This window comes from Streptomyces sp. NPDC090445 (assembly GCF_044769385.1).
Taxonomy (GTDB): Bacteria; Actinomycetota; Actinomycetes; order Streptomycetales; family Streptomycetaceae; genus Streptomyces.
This window is the reverse complement of the sequence record NZ_JBIVXV010000013.1, coordinates 1-15,902: the sequence shown is the minus strand read 5'-3', so window position 1 is coordinate 15,902 and position 15,902 is coordinate 1. Positions and strand designations below refer to the sequence as shown.

At 70.2% G+C, this 15,902-nt stretch carries 12 protein-coding genes and 3 pseudogenes; 9 read left to right on the top strand and 6 right to left on the bottom strand.

The window, feature by feature from the left end:
• Window positions 1–2 precede the first annotated feature (2 nt).
• The 4 genes from tpg (at window position 3) to ACIQUT_RS23570 (ending at window position 5,045) form a co-directional block, all read left to right on the top strand.
• Complete coding sequence (gene tpg, locus ACIQUT_RS23585; RefSeq protein WP_403565374.1) at window positions 3–560, top strand: telomere-protecting terminal protein Tpg; 558 nt, start codon at window positions 3–5, stop codon at window positions 558–560.
• Window positions 561–1,788: 1,228 nt separating this feature from the next.
• Window positions 1,789–2,832 (top strand): bifunctional DNA primase/polymerase, encoded by a 1,044-nt coding sequence (locus ACIQUT_RS23580; RefSeq protein ID WP_403565373.1) that lies wholly within the window; start codon window positions 1,789–1,791, stop codon window positions 2,830–2,832.
• Complete coding sequence (locus ACIQUT_RS23575; protein WP_403565372.1) at window positions 2,829–4,439, top strand: phage/plasmid primase, P4 family; 1,611 nt, start codon at window positions 2,829–2,831, stop codon at window positions 4,437–4,439. The genes ACIQUT_RS23580 and ACIQUT_RS23575 overlap by 4 nt, the downstream gene beginning before the upstream one ends.
• A 222-nt stretch (window positions 4,440–4,661) precedes the next feature.
• On the top strand, window positions 4,662–5,045 hold the full coding sequence (locus ACIQUT_RS23570; RefSeq protein WP_179175019.1) for a DUF6009 family protein: 384 nt from the start codon (window positions 4,662–4,664) through the stop codon (window positions 5,043–5,045).
• A 583-nt stretch (window positions 5,046–5,628) separates the two neighbouring features.
• On the opposite strand, the gene ACIQUT_RS23565 is transcribed toward ACIQUT_RS23570, so the two are convergent.
• The 3 genes from ACIQUT_RS23565 to ACIQUT_RS23555 all read right to left on the bottom strand — a co-directional run bounded on the left by ACIQUT_RS23565 (window position 5,629) and on the right by ACIQUT_RS23555 (window position 8,445).
• The gene (locus ACIQUT_RS23565) at window positions 5,629–6,621 is read right to left on the bottom strand and encodes a ParB/RepB/Spo0J family partition protein (RefSeq protein WP_403565371.1); all 993 of its coding nucleotides are present in this window, start codon (window positions 6,619–6,621) and stop codon (window positions 5,629–5,631) included.
• Window positions 6,618–7,880, bottom strand: a complete 1,263-nt coding sequence (locus ACIQUT_RS23560; protein WP_403565369.1) for a ParA family protein — start codon at window positions 7,878–7,880, stop codon at window positions 6,618–6,620. Before ACIQUT_RS23560 ends, ACIQUT_RS23565 begins: the two co-directional genes overlap by 4 nt.
• Before the next feature lie 277 nt (window positions 7,881–8,157).
• Window positions 8,158–8,445, bottom strand: a complete 288-nt coding sequence (locus tag ACIQUT_RS23555) for a hypothetical protein (RefSeq protein ID WP_403565368.1) — start codon at window positions 8,443–8,445, stop codon at window positions 8,158–8,160.
• A gap of 412 nt (window positions 8,446–8,857) precedes the next feature.
• Between ACIQUT_RS23555 and ACIQUT_RS23550 the strand changes: the two genes are divergently transcribed.
• From ACIQUT_RS23550 to ACIQUT_RS23535, 4 genes and pseudogenes are all read left to right on the top strand, one after another.
• Window positions 8,858–8,989 carry a hypothetical protein gene (locus ACIQUT_RS23550; RefSeq protein WP_403565367.1) on the top strand — a complete coding sequence of 44 codons (132 nt, stop codon included), beginning with the start codon at window positions 8,858–8,860 and terminating at the stop codon, window positions 8,987–8,989.
• A gap of 644 nt (window positions 8,990–9,633) precedes the next feature.
• Window positions 9,634–10,155, top strand: a pseudogene (locus ACIQUT_RS23545) (winged helix-turn-helix domain-containing protein); the annotation flags it as partial.
• The gene (locus ACIQUT_RS23540; protein WP_403565541.1) at window positions 10,047–10,655 is read left to right on the top strand and encodes a transposase; all 609 of its coding nucleotides are present in this window, start codon (window positions 10,047–10,049) and stop codon (window positions 10,653–10,655) included. The pseudogene ACIQUT_RS23545 and the gene ACIQUT_RS23540, both read left to right, overlap by 109 nt.
• Window positions 10,656–10,814: 159 nt before the next feature.
• Window positions 10,815–11,806 (top strand): annotated as a pseudogene (locus tag ACIQUT_RS23535) (IS5 family transposase).
• A gap of 19 nt (window positions 11,807–11,825) precedes the next feature.
• Here the strand turns inward: ACIQUT_RS23535 and ACIQUT_RS23530 are convergent.
• A complete protein-coding gene (locus tag ACIQUT_RS23530; protein WP_403565365.1) occupies window positions 11,826–12,332 on the bottom strand; it encodes a DinB family protein in 507 nt (168 codons plus the stop codon).
• Window positions 12,333–13,038: 706 nt separating this feature from the next.
• Between ACIQUT_RS23530 and ACIQUT_RS23525 the strand changes: the two genes are divergently transcribed.
• Entirely contained in the window at window positions 13,039–13,986 is a 948-nt protein-coding gene (locus ACIQUT_RS23525) for a MerR family transcriptional regulator (protein ID WP_403565363.1), read from the top strand.
• Between the two features lie 452 nt (window positions 13,987–14,438).
• On the opposite strand, the pseudogene ACIQUT_RS23520 reads toward ACIQUT_RS23525, so the two are convergent.
• Together ACIQUT_RS23520 and ACIQUT_RS23515 are read right to left on the bottom strand one after the other, a co-directional pair.
• Window positions 14,439–14,941 (bottom strand): annotated as a pseudogene (locus tag ACIQUT_RS23520) (DinB family protein); the annotation flags it as partial.
• Window positions 14,942–15,104: 163 nt separating this feature from the next.
• Complete coding sequence (locus tag ACIQUT_RS23515; RefSeq protein ID WP_403565361.1) at window positions 15,105–15,665, bottom strand: flavoprotein; 561 nt, start codon at window positions 15,663–15,665, stop codon at window positions 15,105–15,107.
• Between the last annotated feature and the right edge of the window lie 237 nt (window positions 15,666–15,902).

The following is a 15,902-nucleotide window of genomic DNA, read 5'->3' as shown; positions in this document are numbered from 1 at the left end:
CGATGGCCACGGTCGGCGAAGGACTCGACGAAGCGCTGCAGCGGGCGTTCACCCGCCCGATCCCCAAGAGCGCCGGAGCGCAGATGCGCTACCTCGTCAAACAGCACAAGGGCCGCACGAAGGACGTCGCCCGGCTGCTCGGCATCAGCCAGCGGACCGTCGAGCGGTACGTGAAGGACGAGATCAGGCGGCCCCGGCCGGAGCTCGCCGCCCGCATGGAGCGGGAGGTCCGGCAGCGGTGGCAGCCGCAGGTCCGGGCCCGGGCGAGGAAGGCCGCGGCCACCACCGCCGGCATCATGATCGACACGCGTGCCCGGTTCGGCTACACCGCCGCTCCCGGCACCACCGACGACGCCCGCCTGCGCCACCTCACCGTGGCGCTCCCGCCGGAGTTCGCCGGCCGCCTCTTCGAAGCGCAGGAGGCCGGGGCCACCGAGCAGCGGCTCCGGCAGATCGCCGCCGAGGGCCTGCAGGAGACGTACTTCAAGGACCGCGGGCGCCGGGCCCAGGGCCTGCTGGTCGAGTACACCGACCTGGAACACGTCGAGTTCGAGCTGTAGGGCGCGCGGCGCAGGGCGGGCGGGCCCACTCCCCCTGGACGTCCCCCGCGTCCGCCCGGGACGTCCAGGGCTTCGGCCGGCAGGACGAAATCGGCGCCGGGCTGCGGCGCGGTCGGCGCCCACGGCCTCCTGCGATGGGCATGCTCGAACCCCCGGCAGGACGCCATCCCCTGGACGGGGAAAAGATGATCTTGCCCCCCTCCCGGTGTTTGCGACCGATCGCCGGATCCCGGCCCCGTCGAATACGCCGGAGGAATGCGCGGCGGGGCATTCAGTCCCTTTCCCGATCTTCAGGGACCTGGACGGCCCTCCCCTCCCGCTGTACTCCCTCCCCGGCTCGGGGGACTGAAGCCCGGTGGGCACCCTTCAGTCCCTGTCCCTTCGGTCACTGAAGAAACCTGCAGGTCAGCGGCTCGGGCAGGGACTGAGAGGGACTGAAGGGACTCAAATCCCTAGTTATGAGCTGCTCACGCTACTCCAGTAATACCTACTGATTACTTACAGGCGCGCATACACGCACGCACGTAAAGGCTGGAAATAGTGATTCTGAGTCCCTTCAGTCCCTGAGGCTCGATACACACGGCTGTGACCTGCAGTTTTCTCCAGGGACTGAACGAGCAGGGACTGAACGCGAATCCAGCAGATTCAGACCCTGGAGCGGACGGACCGCTTCCGGAGCCGCCTCGGGGGTCTCGTGCGGCGCAGGGACCGAAAGGGACCGAGCGACTCCGAGAGAGACCGAGAGAGACCGAGGGACTGTGGCCCCGACTGCCGCAGGGACCGAACGCGGGGAGGGGGCGACCACCGCCCGGCAGGTCTGTCTGTGCGGAGGCTGCGACGACCGGCGGCTACGGGCGGTGCCAAGGAGTGGGCGGGCCCGGAACCTTGGCCGGCGTAGGGGTGCGGTTGCGACACGCCCGGGTGCGAACTGGCTTCGGAGAAGGGCTTACCCGGACAAACCGGTTGGAAAATGTCAGGGACCGAGGGACTGAAGGGACTGAACTTTCGATACAGCGGAGATTGCATCCCTGGCTGCGGCAGTCTCTGGGGTAGTCTCCGGCATAGTGAATCTTCAGTCCCTCTGGTCCCTGAGGCGCAGGTCAAAGCGCTCCTCGGAGAACAGCCCCGGGACCGGAGCAGCCGCCGCTCACAATGCGTCAAGGAAGAGCCAGTGCCCGTCCATTCCCAGAGCCTGCCACACGGTGAGAGTGGCAGGACGGCGCGGGACGTGGCCGTCTGGCTGGCCCGGAGGGGCCACCCCGTGCACCCGCTGGCGCCGGGGACCAAGACTCCCGCCGCGAACTGCCCCGACTGCCGGGGCGGCCAGCACCTCCCGCAGGAATGCCCCTGCCACGCCCTGGGCCGCTGGTGCCACGGCTTCCACGCCGCCACCACGGACGTGCCCACGGTGCTGCGGTGGTGGGAGGCCGAACCCGGGTTCGGCGCGGGTGTCTCCTGCGGCCCGGCCCGGCTCGTGGTCATCGACGTCGACGCCCACCCGGCCCCGCTGCCCGACCGCGGGCGGCTGCTGCCGGGCATCCCCGTAGACGACCGGGTGGACCTGACCGGGCTGCAGAGCGGGTTCGACACCCTGGCGCTGCTGGCCGCGTACCGCTCGCGGCCCAACCCCTGCGAGGACACGTCGACCCTGCGCGTCCGTACGCCCTCCGGAGGCATGCACATCTGGTACCGGGCGGCCAAGGACGGTCCGCACTTCCGGTCCTCCAGCGGATCGAGCCCCAAGGTCGCGCTCGCCTGGCAGGTGGACGTCCGGGCGGTCGGCGGATACATCGTGGCGCCCGCGACGCGCACGACCGCCGGTGTGTACGAGGCGCTGCCCGGAGCACGGCTCCCCGCGCCCCTGCCGCTGTGGCTGACGGCCGAACTCGCCCGCACCGGGCACTCGGTCGAGGACGCCCCCGCAAAGCCCTCTGACGGCCCTGTGGCGGCCCGTCAGAGACTCCCGCATGTTCGGGGTCCTCAGGGGCGCGCGCGGGCCGGAGAACGCGTCCTGGCCCCGCTCGTCGACGAGGTGCGGGCCTGCGCGGCCAGACCTGCCGGAACGGCGTTCAGCGAGAAGCTCAACCGGGCGGCGTTCACCGCGGGCGGGCTGGCGGCCACGGGCCACTTCGACCCGGAGGAGTGCCGCCGGCTGCTCCTCGAAGCCGCCGACCACGCACGCCCCCACCAGCCGCGCCGGAACCGCCTCATCGTCGAAACAGGGCTGCGCGCCGGAAGCAACCGACCCATCCACACCGAGGAACGCCCATGAGCAACGCCGGAAGCACGGGGTTCAACGCCCAGGCCGCGGCGGAACAGCTCGCCGCGTTCACCACGGACAGCTCCGCCGGCACCCCGGCCGACACGCCCGCGGACGCCCCGCCTGCCGACACCGCCAAGCCCGGTCGGCGGGGCGGCCGGCGCCGCCTGCCCGCGCAGCAGACCGCGGCCCCGGCAGCGGCCGCCGGCGGCGACTTCATCTCCGTCGGACTGCTGCGCAACCTCACCGACCGCGGCAACGCCAAGCTGTTCGCGCACCTCCACCACGACCGGTTCCGCCACGTCGAGGGACTGGGCTGGTACGTGTGGGACGAGTACCGGTGGAAGCGCACCGGCGGCGAGAAGGCCGCGATCTGGGCCGCCGGCGAGATGGCGGAGGAACTGCCCGGCCACGACCCGCGCGGCGTCTTCACCGACCGGGAACTGGCCCAGCACCGCAAGCGCGCCATGTCCACCTCGGGCGTGAAGGCCATGCTCGCCCAGGCCAAGGCCTCCCCCGAACTCGCCCTGGACCCGGACTCCCTCGACGGCGACAAGTACGCCCTGTGCACCCCGGCGGGCGTCGTGGACCTGCGCACCGGCGACCTGCACAAGCCCGACCCCACCCGGGACCTGCACTCCCGCGCCACGTACCTGGCCCCCGAGGCCATGCAGACCCCGAGGTTCCACGACTTCCTCCACCAGACCTTCGGCGACGACGACAAGGGCAAGGAGATGATCAACTTCCTTCATCTCCTGCTCGGCTACTCCATCACCGGCGACGTCGGCGGCCAGGTCCTGCCCTTCCTGTACGGCGTCGGCGCCAACGGCAAGTCGGCCCTCCTCGACGTCGTCATCAAGATCCTCGGCGACTACGCGGACGTCGCCCCGCCCGGATTCCTCATGGAGCGCGGCAAATTCAACGAGCACTCCACCGAGCTGACGGAGCTCCACGGGCGCCGCCTGTTCGTGTGCAGCGAGCTCAAGCCGCACGACAAGTTCGACGAGGCCCGAGTCAAGCTCCTCACCGGCGGCGACCGCCTCAAGGCGCGCCGCATGCGGCAGGACTTCTTCAGCTTCGAGCCCACCCACAAGCTGTGGCTGCTCGGCAACCACCGCCCCGAGGTCGGCACCGGCGGCCACGCCTTCTGGCGGCGGATCCGGCTGATCCCCTTCGAGCGGGTCGTACCCGACCACCGTAAGATCGACAACCTGGCGGAGGCACTCGTCCAGGAGGAGGGCCCGGGCATCCTGCACTGGATGATCCAGGGAGCCAAGGCCTACCTCGCGACCAAGCCGGCCCTGACCGGGCCCAGCGTGGTCCGCACCGCCACCCAGGCCTACGCCACCACCGAGGACCACATCGGGCGGTTCCTTGTGGAATGCTGCACCACTGGGGCGGACCTGCCCGATTCACGTGATCTGAAAGTGGAGCAGGGAGCCCTCTACCGGGCTTACAGTGCCTGGTGCCAGGACGGCGAGGGCCTGCGCCCGGCCACGACCCGCGCGTTCGCCACACGCATCCGCGCGGAGGTCGGTGTGGCCTCACCCAGTGAGATGCTGCGCTCGAACGGGCAGAAGTTCTACCCCGGTCTGGCTCTCTTGGCCGACGAGGAGTAGACACCGCACCACGCAAACCGGGCAAACGCGACGTGATCGGCCGATGTGTGCTGCCTCCCCGGGGTGGGCACGCCTACGATGGACAAGGAAGATGAACAGACCCACCATCCGGCGGTGGCCCACAGAGCGCTGCCGCATATCGCCATCGGCATCGGCGCCGCTCGCGGCGTGGAGGAATCGAGGGCCCGCAAGGGCCGACGTGAACGAGGAAGGATCCAGGCCATGAGCTCGCTACTGACGGCAAGCGATCTCACCCACGAGGACAAAGTGGTGTGGCTAGAGGACCCCGCAGAGCTCGATTACGTCCGCCAGGCCCTGGACAAGACCCCCCGGCGCCGGGGGAAGCCGCGCTACCACCGTGACGGGCGCATGATCGGCTTCACCGAGCTCGGCGACACCGCGGAGGCGGACCCCGACAGCGGCCTGCAGAAGCGGCGGGTGTTCTACCTGCTGCCGCACGACCGGGACGCCGAGCCGCACGGCCTGTACAAGGAAGGCGCGCCGGGCGAGGCAGTGGACCCCCGCACGATCGCGCCGCGGCAGGTCGGCAAGAAGACCGTCCGCTCGCAGCGCGGGCTGTCCGCGTCCGCGCCGACAGTTGCCTGACTCGGTCCCTTCGGTCCCTTCGGACCCTCTCCGGTTCCGGTTTCCTCGGCCTGCTCCTGTGCTGCGCCGCGGTGGGCGCATGCCTGTTGTTCCGCTTCAGGGGCCGCATGTGGCTGCCCGGACGGTGGCCGGATGGGGTGGCCGGATAGTGCCTGAAGCCAATGGCGAATTTCGGTCCCTTCAGTCCCTCCGGACCCTTTGAGTCCCTCCGGGCCCCCTGAGAGTGCCTGTTCGCTGTACGTCCGGCTGCGCCCGGCTGAGTCCCTCCGGGTCTCCCCCGGTTCCTCCGGGTCCCTCCGGGTCTCCCCCGGTTCCTCCGGGTCCCTCCGGGTCTCCCCCGGTTCCTCCGGGTCTCCCCGGGTCTCCCCCGGTTCCTCCGGGTCTCCCCGGTTCTCCCCCGGTCCCTCCGGGTCTCCCCGGGTCTCCACCCCGGTTCTCCACTGGTCCCTGTCCTCGACCGTTAACGCCGTTAACGCCTCCCTGCGGGAATCCGCCCCGCCGAACACACGTGGGGGCGTTAACGGCGTTAATGCCGTCAGCGCCCCCGGCGTGGTGGTGCTGCTGCTGCTCCCTCCGCCCCGCCTCAGATGCGGGTGATCAGGAGTTCCGTCACGGCCTTGAGGTCGTCCGGGGTGAGGTGGGCGGTCAGGGCGTCCGCGATCGTTTCCGGGGAGTCCGTGGCGATCATGATGCGGGGGGTGGCGGGTGTGGTCGCCGCAGGGACCGAAGCGGCCGCAGGGAAGGCGGGCGGCGCGGGTGCGGGGGGCGGCGCGAGCGCCGGGGCCGGTGTCGGTGCCGGTGCCGGTGTCGGCGTGGGGGCGGGTGCCGGCGGCGGGGGTGCCGGGGTCGAGCGCTGGCGGGGCGGCGCGGGGGCGTTGATGGACTCCGAAGCCGCCGCCTCCTGCTGCTCCTGAGGGAGGCGGCCGATGCGGCGGGCCGGCTCCACCTTCAGCTCGCCCGTGTCGACCTTCTCCTGGAGGGCCGGGGTCAGATTCAGCAGGGTCAGCCGCTGGGAGACCCAGGCCGGGGTCTTGCCGAGGCGCTTGGCGACCTGAGCCTGGGAGCCGTGCACCTCCACGAGCTCCTGGAGGGCGCGGGCTTGGTCCATGGGGGCCACGTCCACGCGGTGCACGTTCGCGATGAGCGCCGATTCCAGGATGTCCGCGGCCGACGCGGCGAGGGCGTCGTTGACGTGGATGTGCAGGGTGCGCAGGCCCGCCAGGTGGGCCGCGGCCAGGCGGCGGTTGCCGTCGATGACCACGTACGGGGCGCGGCCCAGGCCCTCCGTCTGCCCGGGGTGCGCCTCCATGAAGGCCATGCGGGTGGCGACTGCGAGGGGCTGCAGCTGGCCCCGGGAGGCGAGGGACTGAGCCAGCTCGTCGAGCTCGGTCAGGTCCTCGCGGAGGTTGAACGGGTTGTGGGCGAGGGCCTCGATCGGCACCTCGGAGGGCGGGAGCACACCGGAGGTGGGAGCTCCGGTGGCCTCCGCGATGGCCGCCCGGCGGGAGCTGACGCTCACGGGCTGGGCCCGTGCGAAGGACGCCGAGACTCCGAGTTTTTCGGCCTTGCTGCTCATGAGATCTCCCGGGCGAGGGCGCGCAGGGCGACTGCCTGGTCGCCCTTGGGGGCGTAGACGAAGAGGGGCTGCTTCATGCGGACGGCCTCGCGCTGTTCCTTGAGGTCCGGTACGACGGCGACGACACGCGGATCCTTTATGTCCATCCAGGCCTGGAGCGAGGAGGTCGCGATGAAGCCGCGCCGGCCGTCGTACAGGTTGACGACGAGGCCGAGGTAGTCGATGTCGAGGCTGAGGTCGTCGCGGAGGTCGTTGATCTGGGAGGTGAGGAGGTCGTACGCGTCGGCCGAGGAGTCCTCCGCCTGGACGACGATCAGTGCGCCCGATGCGCCCTGCTGCTCGGTCTCACGGCGCCGGCCGTAGTAGATGGCGGCGTCCATGCTCAGGCCCAGGCTCGGGGGGCAGTCGATGAGGATGACGTCGTAGTCGGACTCGACCGGGGCGAGGGCGCGTTCGAGGGAGGCCTCGCGGGCGCGGACGGTGGACAGGCGGACGTCGAGGAGGAAGGCGTCCGTGCACGCGGGGAGGAGGTGGAGGCGGTCGCCGAAGCGGTCGTGCTCGATGGGGACGACCAGATCGGCGAGCGGGCCCTTGGCCTCGCCGGCCATGTGGCAGGTGAGGCTGTCGCCGCCGATGGGCAGCGGGTGGTGGCCGAGCTGCTTGGTGAGGTGGCCCTGGGGGTCGAAGTCGACCAGCAGGACGCGCATGCCGAGGCCCGGGAGGTCCTCCAGGTCCAGGGGCGGGGTGGCGGCGTCCGGGTGGAGGGGAGCCTCCTCCTCGGAGGAGCGGCGGGCCAGTTGGCGGGCCACGCGGACGGGGTGGAGGACGTCGGGGTCCTCCGCCAGCGCCTCGCCGGTGCCGGCGGTGACGGCAGTCTTGCCGACGCCGCCCTTCTGGTTGCACACGACGATGCGGCGCACGACCGAGGGGCGCTTGACGGTGGGGGCCGGGTTCATCTCCAGCCAGAGGCGGACGGCTTGGGCCAGCCCCTGGATGAGAGAGACACCGCGGTCCTTGGCATCGGCGCGGAAGGACTCCCACTGGCCGGCGGGCAGCCAGGTCGAGAACGACTCGGCGCCCGAGGTGTCGACCGGGGAAGGGGCGGACGCGAGCGCGCTCCAGTGGGCGATGCCCTGGTGGACGGCGTCCTGGATGTCCACCCGGAGTTGGGCGGTGCGGATTTTCAACTCCTGGCGGAGCCACGGGGGCAGCTTGGAGACGACCTTCTCGCGGTCGCTCTGAGAGGAAGGCGAAGTCATGAGAGGGACTTTACTAACGTTCTGAGGCGGATGCGGGCGCCACGCTTGGGTTTTGCTAACGGATTGGGTGCAGTGTCGGCCTCCGGCGTGCCGAACGCACCGGTTCTGCCGCGGGGGAGTGGCGCCCCGCCCCTGTTTGTCGGGGTTGCCCGGGTTGCCGGGCTGCCGCCAATGTAGTTGCGCGGGCAGGGGCTGAGGGAGTTGGCGTTACCGACTTCGGCCCGTCAGGGTGAATCTCCGTGGAGCGGGGCGGCGGCGTGGGTGCCGCCGCCGCCCGTCAGTCCTCGACCGGCAGCGGGACGCCGGCAGCCTGCCGTACCGCGGCCTCCAGCTCGTCACGGTCCAGACCCAACGCCTCCGCGTGGTGGGTCAGGGCGTCGTCCAGCGGCTCCCAGACCGCACGCCAGTCCTCCCACGCGTCCCGCCAGGCCACGTGCTGCTCGTCGGTCCACTTCTGAACACCGCCGAGTTCCTCCTGAAGGCGCTTCACCACGGCATGCGCATCGTCGGCCGCTTCCTGCAGCTCGATCAGTTCGTCCATGTCGTAACTCAGTTCGATTTCCATTCCGGAATCCTAAGCGGCAAGACCTGCCTGGCCGGCACCCGTCGGCTCGGCCGGTCAGGCATTAACGGCGTTAACGCCGACCCCCCGGAAGCGTGGGGGTGTTCGTTGCCGCGCGGAGATGCGGGCGGAAGCCCGGGGCGGTGGCGGGGCGATACATGAACCGCTTGAGGCAGTGCCCGCTGCCGTACCCGTGGTGGTGCTCGCATGCGGGATCGCCGGCGCCGCGGTGCGCAGGGCTGGCTCAGGCAACCCGCCGTGGTGGGGGAGATCCTGGCGGGGATCGTGCTCGGGCCGTCGCTGCCGTCAGCCAGGCGAGCCTGTGGGTGCCGTGGGGGCTGGGGGCCCTGCTGGCACTGGCGATGTACGGGTCGTTCGCGCCGGAGGAGGTGGGGCGGGGGAGTTCGCGCTGTTCGTGGCCGTCGCGCTGGGCGTGACCGCGTTCCCCGTGCTGGCACGGAACCTGGCGGATCAGCAGCTGCACGAGACGCCAGTGGGAACGGTGGCGATGGCATGTGCGGCGGTGGCCGACGTGGTGGCCTGCTGACGTTGGTGGCGGCCACAGCCGGTTCCGCGGGAGCGGGGAGCGGCTGGGAGACCGTCGGCACCACAACGCTCGCCAGGGTGTTCCTCGCGGCGATGTGGTGGGGGGTGCGGCCGTTGCTCCCCCGGGCGGTGGAACGGTGAGGCGGCTCCACCGCGGGACCCGGAGCGGAGGTGGGGCTGTACAGCAGCTGTGCCTGGCGGCGTACGCCACGGAAGCGGAGGGGGTGCACGCGCTGTTCGGGGCGTTCGTGTTCGGGGCGGTGCTGCCGCGGGTGGCGGTGGTGGAGGCGCCGGCGCCGGAGCGGATGCCGGAGCTCGCGGCGCCGGTGCTGCTGCCGCTCTGTTCTTCGTGGGGAGCGGGCTCAGGACGGGTACGGGGCTGCCCGTCGGAGGCGGCGAGTGGTGGTGGGCACCGGCGGTGCTGGGTGTCGCGGTCGCCGGGAAATGGGGGCCGGATCCGGGGCGGCGGTGCGGAGGTTGAGGGGGCGGGGAGGGGCGGGCGTTAACGCCGTTACTGACTTCAGCTCGTCAGGGTGATTCGTTGCGAAGTGGCTGAGGATTTGGCTCGGTGGCTGTATCCCGTGGTGTGTGAGATACGCGGATGGGGTCGGGCTGACCGCTGTGGGACGTCAGCGCCGTGAAACCGTGCGGATGCAGGCGGCTGAGCTGTTCGAGCAGAAGATCAAGCCCGTGGAGGTCGCGCGCCAACTGCGGGTGAGCCGGAAGTCGGCCTACCAGTGGCATCAGCTGTGGCGGGACGGCGGAGTCACGGCTCTGTCCTCGCGCGGACCGAGTGGATCGAGATGCCGGCTGTCGCCGTACTGCCTTCAGAAGCCGGCGGGGTTTTGGGAGGAGGGGCCGGCAGCGCACGGCTGGGTGGAGGACCAGGTGTGGACCGCATCAAGGGTGGCCACGCTGATCGGCAGGAAGTTCCACGCCTCTTACAGCGTCTCCGGTGCCACTCGGTTGATGCACCGGCTCGGCTTCTCCCCGCAGGTTCCCGCACGGCGGGTCGCCGAACGGGATGAACAGGCCGTCGCCGATTGGAAGGAGGCGACCTGGGCGGAGGTAAAAGGGCGAGGGCGGCCTGCGGGGGCTACGTCTGCTTCGAGGACGAAGCCTGCTTCACCCGACGGCCGCCGAGGGGACGGACCTGGGGCCGGCGCGGTATCACCCCGGTCGTCACAGTGAGCGGGCGCCGCTCGGGACGGCTGTCGGTGGCCGGGCTGATCGCCATGCGGCCAGGTTCCCGGACCCGGCTGCGCCATCGTCTGCGGACCCACCCCGCGGGCAAGGGCAAGCGCCGCAGCATGGGCGAGCGGGACTTCATCGCACTGGTCGACGGTGTCCATCAGCTGGTCAGGGCGCCGATCGTGCTGGTTTGGGACCGGCTCAACACCCACGTCTCGCGCAGGATGCGGCAGCTGATCGACGACCGTGAGTGGCTGACGGTGTTCCTGCTGCCCGCCTACTCACCCGACCTGAATCCGGTCGAGGGCGTGTGGGCGCACGTCAAGCGCAGCCTGGCCAACCTCGCCGTCATGGCCCTCGACCGCTTGGAAGCCCTCGTCCGCAACCGCCTCAAACGCCTCCAGTACCGGCCCGACACCCTCGACGGCTTCATAGCCGGCACCGGCCTGACCCTCGACGACCCAACGTCACCCTGAAGAGCCGAAGTCAGTAATGGTGTCGGCGGTGTCGGCTGGCTTCCGGTCCGAGTGGTCCGGGCGGCGGTCGGGCGTTAACGCCGTTAGGGCACGTATTCGGTTGTGATCATTCTGGGAAGATGCCCTCGCGGCGCGGCCTGACCCGGTAGACCGTGTTCCGTGACGCGAGTGCAACTATCTGATGCGGAGTGGGAGTTCATCGAGCCGTATCTGCCGATCGGCGAGTACGGCCCGTACCCCGAGCGGCTGCGCCAGCAGTTCGAGGGCGTGATCTGGCACTTCAAGACCGGTAGCCAGTGGCGTGAGATGCCCAGGGAGTTCGGTGCCTGGTCGACTGTCCACAACCGCTTCCGGCAGTGGAGGGACGCCGGCGTCTTCGAGGCCGTGCTGGAGGGCGCGATCGCGGAGGCCGCCAAGCGCGGTGAGGTGGACTTGTCCCTGGTGAGCGTGGATTCCACCACCGTCCGGGCCCATCATGACGCTGCCGGGATGCACCTGGAGCCCGACGCCTTGGCCGCCTTGGAGAAAGCGGCCGAGGAGGCGGAGAAGGCCCGGCAAAAGGGGGAGGCCCGCCGGAACAAGACGAGCAGGACGACCCGGAACGGGAAGAGCGGCGCATCCGACGTCGGCGCAAGCTCCGCCTGAAGGCCGCCCTGCTCGGACGCTCCAGAGGCGGGCAGACCAGCAAGGTCCACATCGCCGGCGAGCGCAGGTGCCGCCCGCTGGCCTTCGTGCTGACCGAGGGGCAGGCCGCCGACAGCCCGCAGTTCGTCCCCGTGCTGCGGAAGGTCCGGGTCCGTGGGCCGGTCGGCCGTCCCCGAACCCGGCCCGACGCGGTCGCCGGGGACAAGGCCTACTCGTCCCGAGGTAACCGCAATCACCTGCGAAAACGCCACATCAAGGCCGTCATCCCGGAGAAGGCCGACCAGACCGCCAATCGCAAGAAGAAGGGCAGCACGGGCGGCCGACCCGTCAGCCACGACGCCGAGCTCTACAAGGACCGGAACACCGTCGAGCGCCTGATCAACAAGCTGAAGGCCTGGCGAGGCATCGCCACCCGCTATGACAAGACTCCCGCGAGCTACCTCGCCGGCCTCCACCTTCGCGGCGCAATGATCTGGATCAAAGACCTCACCAGAACCACCGCTTGATCACGACCAAATACGCGCCCTAGTCGCCGGTCGTGCCGTCGAGCATCTCGCGCAGGATGTCCAGGTGACCGTTGTGGCGGGCCGTCTCCTCGATGAGGTGGAGGAGGATCCAGCGCAGGTCGACGTGGAGGCCGTTGCGGACGGCTCGCTGGGCCTGCTTGTCCAGGCCGTTCCCGGCGACCAGTTCGCGGTAGCGGGCGCTCTGTTCGGCGTATTCGTCGAGCAACTGCGTGAGCGGGAAGTTGACGGCGATACGCATCTCGCGGTCGGGGTCCTCCTCGGTCCAGGGGCCCCGGTCTTCCTCGCCGAGGAAGACCATTTGGAACCAGTAGTACTCGACCCAGCGGAGGTGGTTGATCACTCCGCTCATGGTCATCAGGGGTGAGCCCGGCAGGAGTGCCTTGCGTGCGTTCTCCGCGGAGACGCCGGCGCACTTGGCGCGGGCGGTGTCACGTGCGTAGTCGAGGAACGTGGTGAGCTGGGTGCGCTCGTCCCACGCGGGCGGCGTGTCGTCGATTCTGGTCATCGCGTGAAGCGTCCCCGATCACCGCGACCGATGTCGAGGTAATTACCGACGGACCCGCCCTGCTCCACCCAGCTCCTTGTCCGGCAGGTCGCTACAGCGATTCAGCGCCGACGGGGCCGCCCGGCATGATCCGCCGGACAGACCCTAATGGTGTCGGCGGTGTCGGCTGGCCTGCGGTCCGAGTGGTCTGGGCGGCGGTCGGGCGTTAACGCCGTTAATGGTCTGGGGCCGGCCCGGCCCCGGGCTGCGGGCTGGCTCGGTGTGCGTGGGTCCTGCGGGGCTGTTCCCCTACCCGCCCCTTCCCGAAACTGGGGCTCTGCCCCAGACCCCGCCGGTACGGGGCGCCTGTGGCGCGGGTTCGGGCCGGACCGTTAACGCCGTTAACGGTCCGGCCCGTGCTGCGCACGGACTTCGTCTGCGTCCGGCTGGTTCTGGGCCTGGCGTTAACGGCGTTAACGGTTTGAGGGCGCCCCCAGGGGCGAGAGAGGTCCGGGGAGGCTCGGCGTTAACGCCGTTAACGGTGGCGGGCCGGGTTCGGGCCGGGCGGGCATTGGGGCGGTGGGCGTTAACGGCGTTAACGGTGTGGGGCGGGTTTGGGGCGGGTGGGCTTTGGGGTGGTGGGCGTTAACGGCGTTAATGGTCGGCGGGCGAGGCTTCGGCTGCGCACCGTTGAGTCTCCTGTAGGGGGAGACTCCACACTTGGGGCATGGACCGCGACACGCTCTATTCCATCGGGGACCTGTCCCGCCTGACGGGCCTGACGGTGAAGGCCATCCGGTACTACTCCGACCAGGACATCGCTCCCCCGACCGACCGGAGCCCGGCAGGCTACCGGCTCTACAACGTCGACGCGTTGGCACGACTGAACCTGGTCCGCACGCTGCGCGACCTCGGACTGGACCTGTCGGCCGTACGGAAGGTGCTGGACCGGAAGGCATCCTTCGCCGATGTCGCGGAAGCACACGCCGATGCCCTCGACGTGGAAATCCAGACCCTGCGCCTGCGCCGGAGCGTACTGCGCGCAGTCGCCCGACGCGGACCCACTCCCATGGAGATCAGCCTCATGCACCGACTCGCCATGCTCTCCCGCACCGAACGACACCAGCTGATCGCCGACTTCGTCGACGCCACTTTTGCCGAGCCCCACGCCCACCCCGAACTCGAGGCCCTTCTGCGCACGACCCTGCCGGACCTCCCCGACGATCCCACGCCCGAGCAGGTCGAAGCCTGGGTGGAGCTCGCCGAGCTCTGCCAGAGCGCGCCGTTCCGGACGGCAGTACGCCGTGGCGCCGAGGCGCAGGCGGCAGACTTCGCCACCAGCGACGACATCGAGAACCTGCACGAAGGCCTCAATCGGGCACTGCTCGAACGCATCGACGAAGCGGTAACCGCGGGCCTCCTCCCCGCCTCCGCCGCGGTCACTCCTCGCGCGCGAGCGCTGAGCGACCTCTACGGCCACGCCTTCGCGAACGCCGGTGACGGTGACGGCGACCTGCGCCGCTGGCTCCTCACCCGCCTGCAGACCAGCTCCGAGCCCCTCGCTGCGCAGTATTGGAACCTCGTGGCAGCGGTCAACGGCTGGCCGGCATCACCCACCCTCGCTCCCGTACACGACTGGTTCACCACCGCCCTCTCGCTTCCGCCGAAGGGCTGAGGGTCGGTAGGTTCCGCGATCATGAAGACGCGCATTCTGAGGTTCGGCCTGTACGCGGACGAGCAGGGGCTGGCATCGGTCGGGGAACTCGTCGACCGGACGGTTGCTCGTCGGAGCGCCCGGATCGTCCAGGCGGACATCGCACGCACCTTTGCTCACAGCCGCCTGACGACCGCCGAAGCGTACGAGCTCCTGGCGGAACAGTGGGCCATCGAGCACCCCGGTCAGAACAGCGGCGAGCGGGAAGCGGTCGAGCTACGTGTCCGCCTGGAGTGTTCCCTGCGGACATGGCGGGCGATCCGCAAGGCAGTGATCAAGGGCTTGTGCCCGGAGGGAACGGAGCCCCACACCTGCCGAGTTCCATGGTGCGCTGCCTGAGCGGCCCTGTCGGCCGTCTTCGGAGCGTTAACGGCGTTAACGGCGTTAACGCTCCGGGCCGGGCCTCGCCAATGGCCTACCCTTCCGTCGACGCATTCGCGCAGCAGGTCGGCGTGGCTGCAGTGGCGGGCGTACTCCTCGACCCTGTGGACCATCAGCTCGCGGATCGAGGTTCCGTCCTTCCCCACGCGCTCGCCCAGGTCCGTGTATCCGGCCAGTGCGGCGTCGGTTGCGGCCTGCTCGTGCTCCAGGTCGCGGTACGCCGCGTCGACCACGGCCTGCTCGGGGACGGCCCCGTGGAAGTCCGCGTCCTTCACGCCGTACAGCTTCGGCAGCGGATCAGCGTCGTCGAGCCAGTTGCGCCAGTCCCGTTCCACCTCGGCGAGGTGCCGGAGCAGGCCGAGCAGCGACATCGTCGAGGGGGAACCGACCGGCGGGCCAGTTGCTCCGGATCCAGGCCCTCGCACTTCATCCGCAGGGTGATGCGGTAGTTCTTCAGGAAGTCCAGGAGCGTCGCGAGTTCGCCCTCCGGGCTGTCCTCGTTGTTGCGGGGATCGCCGTCCGGGTCGGCCCACATGTCGGGGTAGACGTGCGGCGGCCCCGCCAGTGGGTTACCCGATGTCCCCGACTCCGGTCCTCCGATTCCGGTCCGACCCCGCCTCGACCCCGCCCCGGGTATTAACGGCGTTAACGGGGCGGGGGGTGGTGACAGCGGGACCGGTGGGTGAGTGTTAACGCCGTTAATGGTTCCGGCTCACGCGGGTGGGGGTGGCGTCCACCGAGTCCAGGGCCAGCTGCCACGGGAAGTGCGGCGGGGCGTCGACGCCGGGCGGGCCGGGGACGAAGCCGTCCTCGCCGAACAGGACCGTGACGCCGGCCCCGCGCAGGGTGGCCAGGGACTGCTCGAACTGCGGGTGGGCGGCGAGGGCGGCGTTGGTGCAGGGCATCGTGACGACCGGGGTGCCCTTGCCGACGGCCTCGGCGGCAACGCCGAGGGCGAACTTGTCGGTCAGCCCCAGGGCCCAGGCGTTGAGCGAGTTGAACGTCGCCGGAGCGAAGAGCAGGGCGTCCGCGGCCGGCCAGACGTCGGGGTCGCCGGGGAGCTTGTACTGCCAGCGCACCGGGTGGCCGGTCAGAGCCGCCAGGCCGTCGAGGCTTTGGGAGATCCAGTGGGCGGCCATGGGGGTGAGGCCGAGGCAGACGTCCCAGCCGCGGGCCTGCGCGTCCTCGATCACGTGGGCCACATCGAAGACGGGCGGGGCTGCGGAGCAGAGCAGGTAGAGACTCTTGGTGCGGGTCATACCGACATGTGATCACATCCCTTGACCTCAACCACACTTGAGGCGGCACGATCGGTGCCATGAGCGAGCGGACGAAGGCCTTGGAGGCCATTGCGGAGGTTGTTGCCGAGGTCCAGCGCACGCAGCGGGCCAAGGATCCGGAGGGGTCTCCACCTGTTGGCCCTTGAAGTCGGGTAAGTGAGCGTAACCATGTATGAGTGAGTGTCGTTGTCAGAGCGTGAATCTGACGGAATGGGC